Source organism: Streptomyces lichenis, assembly GCF_023218175.1.
GTDB classification, from domain to species: domain Bacteria; phylum Actinomycetota; class Actinomycetes; order Streptomycetales; family Streptomycetaceae; genus Streptomyces; species Streptomyces lichenis.
Window position 1 is genome coordinate 15,654 of record NZ_JALPTH010000023.1, and the last position, 16,604, is coordinate 32,257.

17 protein-coding genes, 1 pseudogene and 1 riboswitch are annotated in these 16,604 nt (G+C 74.5%); of the genes and pseudogenes, 12 read left to right on the top strand and 6 right to left on the bottom strand.

The window, feature by feature from the left end:
• Nucleotides 1-49 precede the first annotated feature (49 nt).
• From M1O15_RS21935 to M1O15_RS21950, 4 genes are all read left to right on the top strand, one after another.
• Nucleotides 50-505, top strand: coding sequence for a BlaI/MecI/CopY family transcriptional regulator (locus M1O15_RS21935; RefSeq protein ID WP_248635825.1), 456 nt, complete (start codon nt 50-52; stop codon nt 503-505).
• Between the two features lie 5 nt (nt 506-510).
• Nucleotides 511-1,452 carry a M56 family metallopeptidase gene (locus tag M1O15_RS21940; protein WP_248635826.1) on the top strand — a complete coding sequence of 314 codons (942 nt, stop codon included), beginning with the start codon at nt 511-513 and terminating at the stop codon, nt 1,450-1,452.
• 302 nt (nt 1,453-1,754) lie between these two features.
• The gene (locus M1O15_RS21945) at nt 1,755-3,125 is read left to right on the top strand and encodes a hemolysin family protein (RefSeq protein ID WP_248635827.1); all 1,371 of its coding nucleotides are present in this window, start codon (nt 1,755-1,757) and stop codon (nt 3,123-3,125) included.
• Complete coding sequence (locus tag M1O15_RS21950; protein ID WP_248635828.1) at nt 3,122-4,147, top strand: hemolysin family protein; 1,026 nt, start codon at nt 3,122-3,124, stop codon at nt 4,145-4,147. The genes M1O15_RS21945 and M1O15_RS21950 overlap by 4 nt, the downstream gene beginning before the upstream one ends.
• Nucleotides 4,148-4,503: 356 nt before the next feature.
• Here M1O15_RS21950 and M1O15_RS21955 read toward each other — a convergent pair whose 3' ends face one another.
• The 3 genes from M1O15_RS21955 to M1O15_RS21965 all read right to left on the bottom strand — a co-directional run bounded on the left by M1O15_RS21955 (nt 4,504) and on the right by M1O15_RS21965 (nt 6,571).
• Nucleotides 4,504-5,739 carry an acyl-CoA dehydrogenase family protein gene (locus M1O15_RS21955; protein ID WP_248635829.1) on the bottom strand — a complete coding sequence of 412 codons (1,236 nt, stop codon included), beginning with the start codon at nt 5,737-5,739 and terminating at the stop codon, nt 4,504-4,506.
• Complete coding sequence (locus M1O15_RS21960; RefSeq protein ID WP_248635830.1) at nt 5,736-5,936, bottom strand: hypothetical protein; 201 nt, start codon at nt 5,934-5,936, stop codon at nt 5,736-5,738. Before M1O15_RS21960 ends, M1O15_RS21955 begins: the two co-directional genes overlap by 4 nt.
• Before the next feature lie 176 nt (nt 5,937-6,112).
• On the bottom strand, nt 6,113-6,571 hold the full coding sequence (locus tag M1O15_RS21965; RefSeq protein WP_248635831.1) for an RrF2 family transcriptional regulator: 459 nt from the start codon (nt 6,569-6,571) through the stop codon (nt 6,113-6,115).
• A gap of 52 nt (nt 6,572-6,623) precedes the next feature.
• On the opposite strand from M1O15_RS21965, the pseudogene M1O15_RS21970 reads away from it, so the two are divergent.
• A pseudogene (locus M1O15_RS21970) lies at nt 6,624-6,782 on the top strand (helix-turn-helix domain-containing protein); the annotation flags it as partial.
• A 137-nt stretch (nt 6,783-6,919) separates the two neighbouring features.
• Here M1O15_RS21970 and M1O15_RS21975 read toward each other — a convergent pair.
• The 3 genes from M1O15_RS21975 to M1O15_RS21985 all read right to left on the bottom strand — a co-directional run bounded on the left by M1O15_RS21975 (nt 6,920) and on the right by M1O15_RS21985 (nt 8,753).
• A complete protein-coding gene (locus M1O15_RS21975) occupies nt 6,920-7,315 on the bottom strand; it encodes a TOBE domain-containing protein (protein WP_248635832.1) in 396 nt (131 codons plus the stop codon).
• 15 nt (nt 7,316-7,330) lie between these two features.
• Nucleotides 7,331-7,672, bottom strand: coding sequence for a twin-arginine translocase TatA/TatE family subunit (gene tatA / locus M1O15_RS31910; RefSeq protein WP_372499537.1), 342 nt, complete (start codon nt 7,670-7,672; stop codon nt 7,331-7,333).
• Nucleotides 7,673-7,814: 142 nt separating this feature from the next.
• On the bottom strand, nt 7,815-8,753 hold the full coding sequence (locus M1O15_RS21985; protein ID WP_248635833.1) for an aminoglycoside phosphotransferase family protein: 939 nt from the start codon (nt 8,751-8,753) through the stop codon (nt 7,815-7,817).
• A gap of 193 nt (nt 8,754-8,946) precedes the next feature.
• Here M1O15_RS21985 and M1O15_RS21990 point away from each other — a divergent pair, with 193 nt between their 5' ends.
• From M1O15_RS21990 to cobF, 7 genes are all read left to right on the top strand, one after another.
• Nucleotides 8,947-9,159 carry a DUF4287 domain-containing protein gene (locus tag M1O15_RS21990; protein WP_248635834.1) on the top strand — a complete coding sequence of 71 codons (213 nt, stop codon included), beginning with the start codon at nt 8,947-8,949 and terminating at the stop codon, nt 9,157-9,159.
• 62 nt (nt 9,160-9,221) lie between these two features.
• Nucleotides 9,222-9,415: riboswitch (cobalamin riboswitch) on the top strand.
• Between the two features lie 748 nt (nt 9,416-10,163).
• Nucleotides 10,164-11,663 (top strand): CoA-acylating methylmalonate-semialdehyde dehydrogenase, encoded by a 1,500-nt coding sequence (locus tag M1O15_RS21995; RefSeq protein ID WP_248635835.1) that lies wholly within the window; start codon nt 10,164-10,166, stop codon nt 11,661-11,663.
• 26 nt (nt 11,664-11,689) lie between these two features.
• Complete coding sequence (locus M1O15_RS22000) at nt 11,690-12,838, top strand: acyl-CoA dehydrogenase family protein (RefSeq protein WP_372499544.1); 1,149 nt, start codon at nt 11,690-11,692, stop codon at nt 12,836-12,838.
• Nucleotides 12,835-13,929, top strand: coding sequence for an enoyl-CoA hydratase/isomerase family protein (locus M1O15_RS22005; RefSeq protein ID WP_248635837.1), 1,095 nt, complete (start codon nt 12,835-12,837; stop codon nt 13,927-13,929). The genes M1O15_RS22000 and M1O15_RS22005 overlap by 4 nt, the downstream gene beginning before the upstream one ends.
• Nucleotides 13,926-14,873, top strand: a complete 948-nt coding sequence (gene mmsB, locus M1O15_RS22010; protein ID WP_308282383.1) for a 3-hydroxyisobutyrate dehydrogenase — start codon at nt 13,926-13,928, stop codon at nt 14,871-14,873. Before M1O15_RS22005 ends, mmsB begins: the two co-directional genes overlap by 4 nt.
• The gene (locus M1O15_RS22015; RefSeq protein WP_248635838.1) at nt 14,870-15,673 is read left to right on the top strand and encodes an enoyl-CoA hydratase; all 804 of its coding nucleotides are present in this window, start codon (nt 14,870-14,872) and stop codon (nt 15,671-15,673) included. Before mmsB ends, M1O15_RS22015 begins: the two co-directional genes overlap by 4 nt.
• Before the next feature lie 106 nt (nt 15,674-15,779).
• Nucleotides 15,780-16,589, top strand: coding sequence for a precorrin-6A synthase (deacetylating) (gene cobF, locus M1O15_RS22020; RefSeq protein WP_248635839.1), 810 nt, complete (start codon nt 15,780-15,782; stop codon nt 16,587-16,589).
• Nucleotides 16,590-16,604: the final 15 nt, after the last annotated feature.

Consider the following 16,604-nt stretch of genomic DNA (forward strand, 5'->3'; position numbering starts at 1 on the left):
CACTACGCTGGGCGATCGGGCGGAGAGCGCGGTGGGCGGAGGGAGCGGGATGGCCGAGCGGGACCGGGCGGGGGACGGCGGCGGGGCGCGGGGCGGTGCCCCGGAGCCGCCGCGCAGGCGCGGGCAGGGTGAGCTGGAGGCGCAGGTGCTGGCCGCGCTGCGGCAGGCGCGCACCCCGGTGAACACCGGCTGGGTGCAGCAGCGCCTGGGGACCGGCCTGGCGTACACCACGGTGATCACCATCCTGACCCGGCTGCACGCCAAGGGGGCGGTCACCCGGGAGCGCTCCGGGCGGTCGTTCGTCTGGACCCCCACGGCCGACGAGGCGGGTCTCGCCGCGCTGCGGATGCGCCGGGTGCTGGACGGAGAGGCGGACCGGGGCGCGGTGCTGGCCAGCTTCGTCACCGCGCTGCCGCCCGGGGACGAGGAGCTGCTGCGCGGACTGCTGGCCCAGACCGAGGAGGAGGCTGGAGACGAGGGGGCCGGCGGCGGGGCGGGGGACTGACCGCCGTGGGCGTCTTCGTCTTCCTGCCGCTGGTGCTGCCGCTGAGCGCCTGGCCGGTGGCCCGGCTCGCCGAGCAGCATCTGCACCCGCGTACGGCCACCCGGCTGCTGGGCGTGGTCGCCGTCGTCCTGGCCCTGTGCAGCACCCTGTGCCTGGGGCTGCTGGTGGTGGTCGGCACCGCCCAACTGCCCGGCAACCCGCTGCCGGACGGCTGGTCCGACCCGGAGGTACGGGCGGCCGTGCCGTACGACGAGGTGGCGGGCCCGGCCGCGATCCCCGCCCTGCTCGCGGTGGTGGCCGTGGCGGTGCGCACCGGGTGGCGGCACCACCGGGTGCGCCGCCGGGCCGGCCGGGCGCTCGGCGCGCTGCGCCCCTCCTCGGTGGCGGTGCTGCCGGACCCGGTCCCGTACGCGTACGCGCTGCCCGGCGGCGTACGGGGTGCGGGCGGGCGGGTGGTGGTGAGCACCGGGATGCTGGCCGGGCTGACGGCGGCCGAGCGGCGGGCGCTCTTCGCCCATGAGCGGGCCCATCTGGCGGGCGCCCACCACCGCTATCTGCTGGCGGTACGGCTGGCCGCGGACGCCAACCCGTTCCTGCGGCCGCTCGGCACCGCCGTGGCGTACACCGCCGAGCGGTGGGCCGACGAGGAGGCCGCCCTCGCGGTGGGCAGCCGGCGCACGGTGGCGCGGGCCATCGGCAAGGCAGCGCTGGTCTCGCGCGGAGCGCCCGTACCGACCCTCGCCGGGCTGGCCGCGGCGGGCCCGGTCCCGCGCCGGGTGGCCGCGCTGCTGCGGCCCGCCCCGGCCGGGTACCGCTGGCCGCCGCTGCGGACCACGGCGGGGCTGGCCGCCTGGGGCGCCACGGCCGGGGTGGCGGCCTCGGCCTGGTCCTCGGCCAACTCCGCGGTCACCCTCTTCTTCGTGCTGCGGGCGGCGACCCCGCTCTGAGCGTCCCTGCCCGTGAGCGTCCCCGCTCTGAGCGTCTCCGTCTGCCCCGTCTCTGAGCGACCCCGCCTCTGAGCGACCTCCGCGACCGGCACGGACTCCCGGCTTCTTGGTGATTCCTTTACAGTGGGTGTAGAAGCCACGGCACGACAGTGGCTTCGGACCACTGGCGTGCGGGGCCTTCGGCCCGCCGTCCCCCACACCTCACCGACAAGGAGCCACGGACCCGCGATGGGTGAACCTCCCAGTACCAGCCGTGCCACCGCCCGCCCGCACGATTCGAGCCGGGGAACGGGGGTGGCACGGTGACCGAGGTCCTGCTGCTGCTCGCCGCCCTGGCCCTCACTCTCGCGTGCGCGGTGTTCGTGGCCGCCGAGTTCTCCCTGACCACCGTCGAGCGGGGCGAGCTGGAACGCTCGGCCGCCGCCGGTGAGCGCGGCGCGTCGAGCGCCCTGGCGGCCGTACGCAAGCTGACGCTCCAGCTCTCCGGGGCGCAGCTCGGCATCACGGTCACCTCCCTGGTCATCGGCATGCTGGCCGAGCCGTCCTTCGCCGCCCTGCTGGGCGGGCCGCTGCGGGCCATCGGCCTGGGCGCCGCCGCCTCCTCCGTCGCCACCGTGCTGGGCGTCGCCCTGTCCACGGTGGTGCTGATGGTCATCGGCGAGCTGGTGCCGAAGAACTGGGCGATCTCCCGCCCGCTGGCGGTCGCCCGGGTGGTGGCCACCCCGCAGCGCGGGTTCACCGCGGCCTTCGGCCCGTTCATCCGCCACCTCAACGCCACCGCCAACCGGTTCGTGCGCCGCGTCGGCCTGGAGCCGGCCGAGGAGCTGGCCTCCGCCCGTACGCCGGAGGAACTGGTCGCGCTGGCCGAGCACTCGGCGCGCGAGGGCGCCCTGGAGGAGGACTCGGCCGAGCTGTTCGTCCGCACCCTGCACCTGAGCGAGCTGACCGCGCAGAACGTGATGACCCCGCGGGTGGAGGTGCTGGCGCTGGAGGCCGGCGCCACCGCCGCCGACGCCGCGAACCTCACCCTCGCCACCGGTCTGTCCCGCTTCCCGGTCTACCGGCAGAGCCTGGACGAGGTGGTCGGCACCGTGCACATCCGCGATGTGCTCGCGCTGCCCGCCGACCGGCGGTCCACCACCCCGGTCACCGCGCTGGCCAGCCCGCCGCTGCTGGTCCCCGACTCCCTGCCGGCCGACCGCCTCCTTGAGCGGATGCGGGCCGAGCGGACCATGGCCGTCGTGATCGACGAGTACGGCGGCACGGCCGGTGTGGCCACGGTGGAGGACATCGTGGAGGAGGTCGTCGGCGAGGTGCGCGACGAGCACGACCCGCTGGAGGTCCCCGACCTGCTGCCGGCGCCCGCGACCGAGGACGGCCGGTCCACCTGGGAGGCGGACGGCAGCGTCCGGATAGACCAGCTGGCCGGCATCGGGCTGAGCGCGCCGGACGGCCCGTACGAGACGGTCGCCGGGCTGATCGCCAACCGCCTGGCCCGTATCCCGGCCCAGGGCGACACCGTGGAGGTGGCCGGCTGGAAGCTGGACGTCCTCGACGTCAGCCACCACCGGGCCGACCGGGTCCACATCACCGAGCCGGCCGGCGAGGCCGCCGACGACGGTGAGGTCCCCGTCGTGGCCGGGGCCCGCCGCCAGCTGGAGGAGGCCCGATGACCACCGTGCAGATCCTCATCGGCCTGCTCACCCTGCTCACCAACGCCTTCTTCGTGGCCGCCGAGTTCGCGCTGATCTCGGTGCGCCGCGCGCAGATCGAACCGGCCGCCAAGCAGGGCGACAAGCGCGCCCGGACCACCCTGTGGGGGCTGGAGCACATCTCCCAGATGATGGCCACCGCCCAGCTCGGCATCACCGTCTCCTCGCTGGTGCTGGGCGCGGTCGCCGAACCGGCCATCGCGCACCTGCTGGAGCCGGTGTTCGCGGCCGTCAGCGTGCCGGACGCGCTGGTCCACCCGATCGCCTTCGTGATCGCGCTGGCCGCCGCCACCTACGCGCACATGCTCATCGGCGAGATGGTGCCGAAGAACATCGCGCTGGCCGCTCCGGCCCGGACCGCGCTGCTGCTCGGCCCGTCCCTGGTGGCGATCACCCGGGCCCTCAAGCCGTTCGTCTTCGCCATCAACGCCTTCGCCAACACCCTGCTGCGGCTGATCAAGGTGGAGCCGAAGGACGAGGTGGAGTCGGCCTTCACCGACGACGAACTGGCCCGGATGGTGGCCGACTCCAGCAACGCGGGCCTGCTCGACCCGGCCGACGGCGAGCGGCTGCGGGACGCCCTGGAGCTGGGCACCCGGCCGGTCGGCGAGGTCCTGGTCGCGGCGCCCCGGATGCGCACGGTGCCGCACACCGTCACCCCGGACGAGCTGGAGCGCACGGCGGCGGAGGCCAAGTTCTCCCGCTTCCCGGTGACCGGACCGTCCGGCGCGGTCCTCGGCTACCTGCACATCAAGGACACCCTGGGCGTCGCCGAACGGGACAAGCCGTTCCCCCGCTCGGCGCTGCACACCGTCACCCGGGTCTCCCGGGACACCCCGCTGGACGACACCCTCACCGCCCTGCGCGCCGCCGGCAGCCACCTGGCCGCCGTCACCGGCGAGGGCGGCGCGGTCATCGGGTACGTGACGATGGAGGACGTCCTGGAGGAACTGGTCGGCCCCGCCCCGGCCCCGGCCGCGTAACGCCGCCGACAGCGGTTACCGTGCCCGGCCCGTGCCCGGCTCCATGATGGTCGTTTCCGACTGCCACGGGGCCGGGCTCGGCCGTATCCCGGTGGCGTCGGCTCGCTACGAGGCCGCGCACGGCCGTATGCCAGGTGACCTGGGTGTAGCGCCAACTCGCCGAGAGGGCGGGGCAGGAGGGCGCGGAGGTGCTGCCGCCGGTTGCCTCGCCTGTCCCCGTACCCGTCGCCGCCGCGCCCCGGCCGCGTAGAGCAGCGCCGCGAGGCCGACGGCGACGAGGCCCATGGCCGTGGTCGTGCCGGTGTGGACGGAAAGGGGCGGGAAGCCGCCGGGAGGGGCCGGGCCGGGGGACGGGCTCAGTGGCGGTAGGCGGTGTTGAGGTAGTGGTCGCCGATGCCGCGGAGGAGGTGGGCGGGGGAGCGGTGGGCGGTGAGGGTGCGGGCGTTGCGCCAGTGGCGGTCCAGGCCGGGGGTGTCGGCGAGTTCGAGGACGCGGGCGGTGAGCTGGAGGGCGGCCCGGGTGGTGACGGACTCGGCGGTGGCGACCAGGGCGGCGATGTCGGCGGGTTGGTCACCGTCGAGTACGGCGCCGGGGGCGAGGGCGGCGGCCAGGGTGTCGGTGGCGCGCTCGACCACGGCGGTCGCGGTGTGGGTGGCGGAGGCGAGCTCGCCGAACGCGAGGAGGAGGTCGGGGTCCTCGGCGGGTGGGAGGGCGGCGGGATGGTGGGTCCGGTGGTGGTGGGGGGTGTTGCGGCTGAGGTCGCGGGCCTCGGCGAGGGCGCCGTGCAGGATGCCCAGGCCGACATGGGCGAGCGCCAGCCGCAGGGCGGAGGGGGCGAGCGCGGTGAAGGGCGGGGTGGCCTCCTCGTCGGGCGGGCGGACGCCGATCACCTGCGGGGCGTCCACCGGGACCCCGTCGAAGGCCACGGTGCCCGCCCCGGCGACGCGCTGGCCCAAGCGGTCGGTGGCCGGTTCGACGCTGACCCCCGGGCGGTCGGCCGGCACCCGGACGAGCAGGACGTCACCGGTGACCGTACAGACGGCGTCCACCAGGAACTGGTCCGCCACGGTCACCGCGGTGTCCACCGCCCGGGTCCCGTGGAGCAGATAGGCGGCGCCCGTCGGGGTCAGGGTCAGCTCGGGGCCGGCGCCCGCCGGGTCGGCGGCGGAGGCGTGCACCGCACCGGCCCACAGCGGGCCGCCGTGGACGGCCGTCCGCTCCGGGGCGGAGGCGCGGTCGGCGGAGCCGTAGAAGCGCACGTCCCAGCCGTGGACGTAGTGCCGGGCCAGCAGTTCGCCTATGGCGCTGTCCGCCGCGGCCACCTCCTGGATCACCGCGCAGCCGGTACGCCAGTCGGTGCCGCGGCCCCGCCCCGGCGGGGTGAGCGCGGCGGGCAGCCCGGCGTCGCGGAGCCGGCCGGCCTCGTCCACCGGGGGCTTGCCCGCGTGGTCCCGGTCGACGGCGTCGGCGGCGAGGTCGTCGGCCACCTCCCGCGCGGTCCGGAGCAGTAACGGCCGCCCGGGGGAGTCGATCGGGGGGAGCGAGACCTCGGGGGTGGGGGACGGGGCTTCGCACGACAGGGCGGTGCTCATCGCGTGCTCCCTTCGGGGGTGGGGGTGGGGGCGGGGCCCCATACGGCGGCGAAGGCGCCCACCGTGCCCGGGACACCGATCCGGGCGACCACCCGCCCGCCGGCGTCGGGGGAGGTGACGCCGTACGCCATCCCCCGGCTGCCGTCCGAGAGTTGGGCGCCGAGTCCGGCAAGGGCGAGCATGAGCGGGATTCTCATGGTCGGTCACCTCGCTGGGCTCGGTCGGTGGACGGACGGTCCTCTGGGGGACGGCAGAGTTTTCCTACTGGAAAGGTAGGGATATGGTCCGGGCGGAGCCGGTGGTACGGCAAGGGGCGCCCGCATGGCGGACGGCGCCGTCTCGATGGGAGAGAAGTGCCTGTTCGGAGGGGCCGTCAGGGATTGGTCCAGGCGGCCGGGTTCTCGGTGAGGGCGTGCACCTCGGCGGGCAGCCGGCCGGAGGTCACATCCGCCAGGGTCACTCCTTCGAGGATCTGCCGGACGTTGGCCCGTAGCGCGATCCACAGCGGCAGCAGCGACTCGGCGGGGCCGCTGTAGGACAGTTCGGGCGGGCGGACGCCCCGTACCGAGACCAGGGGGCCGTCCACCGCCCGCACCACGTCCGCGATGCTGATCTCCGTCGCCGGCCGGGCGAGCCGGTAGCCGCCGTTCACCCCGCGCTGGCTGATGACCAGGCCGCCGCGCCGCATGTCGTTGAGGATGCCTTCGAGGAACTTGTGCGGGATGTCCTGGGCGTCGGCGATCGCCTCCGCCTTCAGGGGGCCGGTCGGGGACCCGGCCGCGAGCAGCAGGGCGGCCCGCACCGCGTAGTCCGCTCTGGCTGAGATCCGCATGGGGGCATTATGGGGGGTTTCCCGGGGAGGGGCGGGTGGTGGTCGGGGGGCGCTCGCCCACAACTGCTCCTGGGCGCGCACCGCCGAGGCGCTCCATCTGCACGTCAACACCGTGCACTACCGCATCCGCCGCATCCAGGACCTGACCGGCCGGGACCTGACCCGGCTGGACCACAAGCTCGACCTCTACGCGGCGCTGCTCTGCCGCTGAGACCGCCGGCTCGCCCGCCCCCCGGGCCGCCGGCGCAAGGACGCGGTTCCGCCCCCACCGTCGCCGGGGGCGGGGCCCCTTCACGTACGCACCTTCACGTACGCCATTCGCGTGCGACGTTCACGTGCGACGGGGAGTCAGACCAGGTCAACGTGCACGTTGGTGGACTTCACCCGGGCGGTCACGGTGACCCCGACCTCGATCCCCAGCTCCTCCACCGCCTCACGGGTCACCACGGACACCACCCGGTGAGGGCCGCACTGCACCTCGACCCGCGCGGCGACCTCGTCCACCGCGAGCCCAGTGATGATCCCGGCGAAGGAGTTGCGCACCGAGGTGACCACGCTGTCCGGCACCTGGTGGGCGCCGCGCGCCCGCTCGGTGGCGAAGGCGGCGAGCCCGACCCCGTCGATCACCCGGTTGCCGGTCCCGTCCCGATCCATGCGCAGCCGCCCGCTGTCGGCCCATCTGCGCACGGTCTCCGGGCTGACGCCCAGCAGCCGGGCGGCCTGTCCAATGCTGTACGACGGCATCCGTGCACTGTAGGGCTACGGCCGGCGCCGCGCCCCGTCCGGGTCGGCCGACCCGATCCGCTCGCCCGGGTCCACGATCCGCCCCTGGAGCACCGTCCCGCCGCTCTGGCCGGCGGCGGTGCCCTGGGCCGGGCCGGCCGCCGCACCAGGGCCCGTCGCGGCACCGGCACCCGGCTCCGCACCCGTACCCGTACCGGGAACCGGCTCCGGCTCCGGCTCCGCGTTCTCGGCCTTCATGGCGCGCGCCTCGCTCTTGAGGATGCGGGCCGCCTTGCCGGCGTTGCGCGCCAGTTCGGGCAGCTTCTTCGCACCGAACACGAGCAGGACGACGATCAGCAGTATCGCGAGCTCACTCACTCCGAACACGGTCTCCGCCCTCCGGAACCATCCTGGGACCGTCGGTCTCCGGAGGCGCTCCGGAAGTTCTACGCTGCTGTAGAAGGTCCCTCTGAAAGGTCACTCTAGAAGTGCGGCCCGGACGGCGGCAAGGCGGTCCCCCTCAAGGTCGGCAACCCCCGCCCGCGTCGGCCTGGATGGCCTGCAACCGGGCCCGGCACTCGGCGGCGAAGGCGGGGTGGCTGCGCCGGTAGTAGGCGAGCCCGCTGACGCCGACCGCGATGGCCCAGCCCCGGGCGCGGGTCCAGGTGGACGGGTCGAGCGCCAGGGCGTCCCGGTAGGCGTCCCGGGCGGCCGGTGGCAGGTCCCAGACCGGGGCGTGCTCGGCGTCGGGGTAGCCCACCGAGAGCCCGCCGAAGTCGATGACCGCGTGCAGTCTGCCGCCCAGGACCAGGAGGTTGGCCGGTCGGAGGTCGCCGTGCAGCCACCCCTGGGGTCCGGACGGCCCGGGCAGCGCGAGCGCGGCCCGCCACCATTCCTCCAGGGCGTCGAAGTCCAGGTCCGTTTCGGAAGCGGGGGCGGTCCCGGCGTGCGCGCGGCAGGCGGCCAGGTCCCGGGTGACCCACTCGTCGCAGGGGGCCAGGGTGCCGCCCCGGTACCAGTCGAGGTCCTCGTCCGCGCGGGTCGCGCCCATCAGGTCGGCGGTGTGGAGTCCGCGTACGAAGGCGGCCAGGTCCGTGCCGAAGGCGGCCCAGTCGTGCACGGTGTCCGGTCCCGGGCGCTCGCCGTCGATCCAGCGGTGCACCGACCAGGGGAGCGGGAAGGCCCCGGTGGGCGCCCCGGCGTGGACGGGTTCGGGCACCCGGTGGGTCAGCAGCGGCGCCAGCCGGGGCAGCCAGGCCCGCTCCTTGCGCAGCGGCCGGGCGCGGTCGGCGTCCCGGGGTACGCGTACGAGCAGCTCGTCGCCGAGGCGGTACATGACGTTGTCGGTGCCCGAGCCCGCGGGCGCCAGCGGCAGCCCGGCCCACTCGGGCCGCTCGGCCGCCAGCAGGGAGCGCACCAGTGGTACGTCGACGGGGATCTCGTTCCGGTGCAGCTTCACCCGGCGCAGTCTGGTCGTCGGGTGGTACGAGGTGCCACGGCTTTTCGCCCTCGGGCGGCGGGAAGCCGTATCCGGAGGATGTGACGCGGCGCACACCTCGCAGCCGATGAGTCCGCGTCACTTCGCCGGTCGTAGAGGGTGACACCACAAGATCCGCAGCCCCGCAGCCACGCAGAGACCGGAGGAACCCGTCATGGCCGACGCAGTGAAGGGCCCCGCCAGCTACTTCCCCTCGATCGAGAAGAAGTACGGACGGCCGATCGCCGAGTGGAAGGAGCTCATCCGCTCCTCGCCGCTGACCAGGCACATGGAGCTGGTCTCCTGGCTGAAGTCCGAGCACGGTCTCGGTCACGGCCACGCCAACGCCCTGGTCGCCCACACCCTGGCCGAGGACAGCGGGAAGTGACCGGCGGGCCGGCGGGGCGCGGGCGAAGGGGTATGGACTTACTAGGACGTCCAACTATATCGTCGTGAACCAAGGCCCGCGGTGCAGGGAAGCCGGTGTGAATCCGGCACGGTCCCGCCACTGTGACCGGGGAGCGCGTTACCGAAGAAGCTGCCGAAGAGGCAGGTCAGGCCACTGGCGGAGCGATCCGCTGGGAAGGCCGGGGAGCGTGCGCCGAACCGGGAGTCAGGATACCGGCCGCGGGGTGTTCCGTGTTGTCCACGAGGATGGAGCAGACACGCATGGCACCGGTCTGTACCCGTGACCCTGGTGATCCGGCGAGCCTTCCGCGCACCCCCGCGAACCGCGACGCCGCCGCGCCCCGGCCCGTACCCGCGTACCCGGGTGCGTCTGCGTCCGCTTGCGCCGCCGCGCCTCGGTCCGTAGCCGCGCACCCCGGCGCAGCCGGGCTTCGGCCCGTACCCGCGTATCCGTGCGTACCCGCGCCCCGGTCCGTAGCCGTCCATCGGCACGTACCTGCGCACCCGTGCGTTCCCACGTCCTGGCCCGTAGCCGGGCATCGGCACCTCTCCGCGTTCTGGCCCGTACCCACGCACCCCGGCGCAGCTGCGCCCCCGCCCGTACCCGCGTCCCCGTGTGCTGCGGCGCACATGGGCGCTGCCGCGCACCCAGGCGCGCCCGGCACTTCCGCGCAACCAGGCGCGTCCGGCGCGTCCGCGCACCCAGACGCGTCCGTCCATCCGGACACGTCCGTGCATCCGCACCCGGGCATCTCCGCGCACCCAGACGCGACCATGCGTCCGTAACCCCCGCGCCGCCCCGCCCCAGATCCCCGCGCCCGCCCCGCCCCAGATCCCCGCGCCCACCCCGCCCCAGATCCCCGCCCCTTCGCGTCCCGCGCGGCTCATCGGCGTGCGGGCGTCCGACCGGTGTGCCGCGGTGGGCTGCCGTGCCGTGCCCGGATCAACCCTGACGTGAGTCCCACCCGACGAGAGCAGGCTTCCATGGTCCGCGAACTGACCCATTTCATCGGCGGAAAGCACACCCCCGGCACCTCCGGGCTCTACGCCGACGTCCACGACCCCAACACCGGCGAGGTCCAGGCCCGGGTGCCGCTGGCCGGGCGGGAGGAGACCCTCGCCGCCATCGCGGACGCCGAGGCCGCGCAGCCCGAGTGGGCGGCGTGGAACCCGCAGCGCCGGGCCCGGGTCATGCTCCGCTTCCTCCAACTCATCGAGGGGGAGCGGGAGTCACTGGCCCGGCTGCTCTCCTCCGAGCACGGCAAGACCGTCGCCGACGCCCACGGCGACATCCAACGCGGGCTGGACGTCGTCGAGTTCGCGGCCGGCATCCCGCATCTGCTCAAGGGCGAGTTCACCGACAACGCCGGCACCGGGATCGACGTCCACTCGCTGCGCGGGCCGCTCGGCGTGGTCGCCGGCATCACCCCGTTCAACTTCCCCGCGATGATCCCGCTGTGGAAGGCCGCGCCCGCGCTGGCCTGCGGCAACGCCTTCATCCTCAAGCCTTCCGAGCGCGACCCCTCGGTCCCGCTGCGGCTCGCCGAGCTCTTTCTGGAGGCGGGCCTTCCGCCCGGCGTGCTCAACGTCGTCAACGGCGGCAAGGAGACCGTGGACGTCCTGCTGGAGGACCCCCGCGTCCGGGCGCTCGGCTTCGTCGGCTCCACGCCGATCGCGGCGCACATCTACGCCACCGCCGCCAAGCACGGCAAGCGCGCCCAGTGCTTCGGCGGCGCCAAGAACCACATGATCGTCATGCCGGACGCCGATCTGGACCAGGCCGTGGACGCCCTGATCGGCGCCGGGTACGGCTCGGCCGGTGAGCGCTGCATGGCGATCTCGGTGGCCGTGCCGGTCGGTGAGGAGACCGCCGACGCCCTGGTGGCGAAGCTCAAGGAGCGGATCGCCACCCTGCGGATCGGCCGTTCCGACGACCCCGAGGCCGACTTCGGGCCGCTGGTCGGCCGGGACGCCCTGGACCGGGTCACCCGCTATGTCGACATCGGCGTCAACGAGGGTGCCCAACTCGTCGTGGACGGACGGGGCTTCACCCTCCCCGGGCACGAGAACGGCTTCTTCGCCGGGGCCACCCTCTTCGACCGGGTCACCCCCTCCATGCGGATCTACCGCGAGGAGATCTTCGGCCCGGTGCTCTCGGTGGTCCGGGCCGCCGACTACGAGGAGGCGCTGCGGCTGCCCAGCGAGCACCCGTACGGCAACGGCGTGGCCATCTTCACCCGGGACGGGGACACCGCCCGCGACTTCACCCGCCGGGTGGACACCGGCATGGTCGGCGTCAACGTGCCCATCCCGGTCCCGGTGGCGTACCACACCTTCGGCGGCTGGAAGCGGTCCGGCTTCGGCGACCTCAACCAGCACGGACCGGACGCCATCCGCTTCTACACCCGCACCAAGACCGTGACCTCCCGCTGGCCCTCCGGGGTCAAGGAGGGCGCGAGCTTCACCATCCCCACGATGGGCTGACCGCGATGGCCACCACTACCACCACCATGGGCGGCACCGCCCTCAGCAAGGACCAGCTCGCCCTCGCCGAAGTCACCCTCGACTTCGCGCAGGAGCACCTCGCGCCGCACGCCGTCGCCTGGGACCGGGACAAGCACTTCCCGCTGGACGTCCTGCGCCGGGCCGCCGAGTTCGGCCTCGGCGGTGTCTATGTCCGCGAGGAGCACGGCGGCTCCGCCCTCACCCGCTCCGACGGCGTCCTCGTCTTCGAGGTGCTGGCCACCGGCTGCCCGTCCATCGCGGGCTACCTCTCCATCCACAACATGGTCGGCTGGATGATCGACCGGTACGGGGACCAGGCCCAGCGCGAGCGCTGGCTGCCCGCCCTGTGCGCGGCCGAGAAGCTGGGCAGCTACTGCTTGACCGAACCGGGCGCGGGCTCCGACGCCGCCGCGCTGCGCACCCGCGCCGAGCGGGACGGGGACTCGTACGTCCTCACCGGCGTCAAGCAGTTCATCTCCGGCGCCGGCGCCTCCGAGGTGTACGTGGTGATGGCCCGTACCGGCGAGGGCGGCCCCGGCGGGATCTCCGCCTTCGTGGTCGAACGGGACGACCCCGGGCTCTCCTTCGGGCCCGACGAGCGCAAGATGGGCTGGAACGCGCAGCCCACCCGCCAGGTGATCCTGGACGGGGTGCGGGTGTCGGCCGACCGGCGGCTGGGCGCCGAGGGCGACGGCTTCCGGATCGCCATGCACGGGCTCAACGGCGGCCGGCTCGGGATCGCGGCCTGCTCGCTGGGCGGCGCCCAGAGCGCCCTGGACCGCAGCCTCGCCCACCTCGCCGACCGGGAGGCCTTCGGCGCACCGCTGCTGGACGCCCAGGCGCTGCAGTTCCGGCTGGCCGACATGGCCACCGAGCTGGCGGCCGCCCGGGCGCTGGTCCGCCAGGCCGCGGACGCCCTGGACCGGGGCGGCCCGGACGCGCAGCGGCTGTGCGCGATGGCCAAGCGGTTCGCCACCGACACCGGGTACACGGTCGCCGACCGGGCCCTCCAGCTGCACGGCGGGTACGGCTATCTCAGCGAGTACGGCATCGAGAAGATCGTCCGCGACCTGCGGGTGCACCAGATCCTGGAAGGAACCAACGAGATCATGCGCGTGATCGTGGCGCGAGGCCTCACGGAGGCCCTCCGATGAGCCCGCAGCCGGACCCCGGGAACCCGGAGGTCCTGGTACGGACCGAGGGCCGGGCGGGCCACCTCCTCCTCAACCGCCCCCAGGCGCTGAACGCGCTCAGCCACCCCATGGTGACCACCCTGGCCGCCGCCCTGGACGCCTGGGAGCACGACCCGGCCGTGGAGACCGTGGTCATCAGCGGAGCCGGGGAGCGCGGGCTGTGCGCGGGCGGCGACATCCGCGCCATCTCCGCCTCCGCCCGGGCCGGCACCGAGGAGGCGGCCGCGTTCTGGCGCGACGAGTACCGCCTCAACGCCCGGATCGCCCGCTACCCCAAGCCGTACGTGGCGATCATGGACGGCATCGTGATGGGCGGCGGCGTCGGGGTCTCGGCCCACGGCACCGTACGGATCACCACCGAGCGCTCCAGGGTGGCCATGCCCGAGACCGGCATCGGCTTCGTCCCCGACGTGGGCGGGACCTACCTCCTCGGCCTCGCCCCCGGCGAGCTGGGCACCCATCTCGCCCTCACCGGCGCCCCGGTCGGCGCCGCGGACGCCCTGCTCTGCGGCCTCGCCGACCACTTCGTCCCCTCCGCCGCCCTCCCCGCCCTCCTCACCGACCTGGCCACCGACCCCGTCCACGAGGTCGTCCCCCGCCATGTCCGCCCCGCCCCGCCCGGGGAACTGGACGGGCACCGGGAGTGGATCGACGCCTGCTACACCGCGGACACGGTGGAGGAGATCGTCGAACGGCTGCTCGCGCACGGCGCGCCCGCCGCCAAGGAGGCCGCCGAGACTCTGGCCGCCAAGTCGCCGACCGCGCTGAAGGTGACCCTGGCCTCGGTGCGCCGGGCCCGCCGGCTCGGGCCGCTGGAGCGGGTCCTGGAGCAGGAGTACCGGGTCTCCTGCGCCGCCCTCTCCCACCCCGACTTCGTGGAGGGCGTACGCGCCCAGGTGATCGACAAGGACCGGCAGCCGCGCTGGCGGCCGGCCGCCCTCGCGGAGGTCTCCGACGAGGACGTACGCCGCTTCTTCGCCCCGCTCGGCGACGACCGTGAACTCCGCCTGCCCGCCCCCGACCGTGACCCGGCCCAGGAGGTGCCCTGGTGACGTCCCCCCGCCCCGTCATCGCCTTCATAGGACTCGGCCATATGGGCGGGCCGATGGCCGCCAACCTGGTCAGGGCCGGTTACCGGGTGGTCGGCTACGACCTGGTGCCCGAGTCACTGGCCGCCGCCGAGGCCGCCGGAGTGGAGGTCGCCCCCTCCGCCCCGGCGGCGGCAGCCGAGGCCGGGCTCGTCATCACCATGCTCCCGGCCGGCCGCCATGTCCTGGCCCTCTACGACGAGCAGGGCCTGCTGGCCGCCGCCCGCCCCGGCACCCTCTTCCTGGACTGCTCCACCATCGACGTGGCCGATGCCCGGGCCGCCCACCAGGCGGCCGCCGCGGCCGGGCACCGCGCGCTGGACGCCCCGGTGTCCGGCGGGGTGATGGGCGCCGAGGCCGGCACCCTCACCTTCATGGCGGGCGGCGGCGAGGCCGAGTTCGCCGAGGCGGAACCGGTGCTCGCGGCCATGGGCAGGAAGGCCGTGCACTGCGGGGCGGCCGGCGCCGGACAGGCCGCCAAGATCTGCAACAACATGATCCTGGGCGTCTCGATGATCGCGGTCGGTGAGGCCTTCGTGCTCGGCGAGAGCCTGGGCCTGTCCCACCAGGCCCTCTTCGACGTGGCCTCCACCGCCTCCGGCCAGTGCTGGGCGCTCACCGTCAACTGCCCGGTCCCCGGCCCCGTACCGACCAGCCCCGCCAACCGCGACTACCGCCCGGGGTTCGCCGCGCCGCTGATGGCCAAGGACCTCGGGCTCGCCGCCAACGCCATCCGCGAGGGCGGGGTGGACGCGGCCCTCGGCCTGGCCGCCGCCCGGATGTACGCGGCCTTCGCCGAAGGGCCCGGCGCCGAGCAGGACTTCTCCGCCATCATCCGCACCTTCCGCGGGCCCTCCTCCCCGTCTCCCTCTCCCTCTCCCTCTCCCGAGATCGGACCCCTGTCGTGACCACCACCGTCCTCGACCCCTCCACCCACCCCTTCTCCACCATCCGGGTCGAGCGCAAGGGCCGGGCCGCCCTCATCACCCTCGACCGCCCCAAGGCGCTCAACGCCCTCAACCTCCAGATGATGGACGAGGTGGTCGCCGCGGCCGAGGCGCTGGACCGCGACCCGGACACCGGCTGCATCGTGGTCACCGGATCGGCCAGGGCCTTCGCCGCCGGCGCCGACATCGGCGAGATGCGCCCGCAGTCCTACATGGACATGTACGGGGCGGACTGGTTCGCCGGCTGGGACCGGTTCGCCGCGGTGCGCACCCCCACCGTGGCGGCGGTCGCCGGCTACGCGCTGGGCGGCGGCTGCGAGCTGGCCATGATGTGCGACATCCTGCTGGCCGCCGACACCGCCACGTTCGGCCAGCCGGAGATCAAGCTCGGCGTCATCCCCGGCATCGGCGGCTCCCAGCGGCTGACCCGGGCCGTCGGCAAGGCCAAGGCGATGGAGCTCTGCCTCACCGGCCGGACCATGGACGCCGAGGAGGCCGAGCGCGCCGGGCTGGTGTCCCGGATCGTCCCGGCCGGTGACCTGCTCACCGAGGCGCTGGCCGTCGCCGAGACGGTCGCCTCGATGTCCGCGCCGGTCGCCATGATGGCCAAGGAGGCGGTGAACCGGGCCTTCGAGACCACGCTCACCGAGGGCGTCCGCTTCGAGCGCCGCGTCTTCCACGCCGTGTTCGCCACCGCCGACCAGAAGGAAGGCATGACCGCGTTCACCGAGAAGCGCCCCCCGGAGTTCACCCACCGCTGACCGGTACGGGGGCCGTCCATCCCGGCCGCCACGGGGCGGGGCGGCCGGCCCCGCCCCTGCACCCTGCGTCCCGGTCCCCGCCCCACCCCCTCTAAGGTCTCGTCCTATGACCACCCAGCAGCCCGGCAGCCGGCGCCGCCTCCTCGTCATCGGCATCGGGGCAGGCGACCCGGACCACCTCACCCTGGCCGCGGTCAAGGCGATCCGCCGGGCCGATGTCTTCCTCATCCTCGGCAAGGGCCCGGAGAAGTCCTCCCTCACCGACCTGCGCCGCGCCATGCTGGACGAGCACGCCCGCCCCGGCTACCGCGTCGCCGAGGGCCAGGACCCCTGGCGGGACCGCTCCGAGCAGGACCGCGGCTCCTACACCGCCGCCGTCCACGACTGGCGCAGCCGCCGCGCCGACGTCTGCGAACGGCTCATCCTGGACGAGCTGGCCCCCGGCGAGACCGGGGCGTTCCTGGTCTGGGGCGACCCCGCCCTCTACGACAGCACCCTGGCCATCCTGGACGAGATCGAGGACCGCGGCACCGTCGCCCTCGACATCGAGGTCATCCCCGGCATCACCAGCGTCCAGACCCTGGCCGCCCGCCACCGCACCACCCTCAACCGCGTCGGCCGCCCCATCCACATCACCCCCGCCCGCCGCCTCCCCGAAGCCGCCACCGCCCACGACGGCGACACCGTGGTGATGCTCGACGCCCACGAGTCCTTCACCCGCCTCGAAGGGCGGGACCTCTGGATCTACTGGGGCGCCTACCTCGGCACCCCCGACGAACTCCTCATCTCCGGCCGCCTCGCCGACGTCGCCGACGAGATCCGCCACGTCCGCGCCGACGCCCGCGCCCGGCACGGCTGGATCATGGACACCTACCTGCTGCGGCCGGTGGAGCCCGAAGACGGCCCGGAGACCTGACAGCCGCGCCCCAGC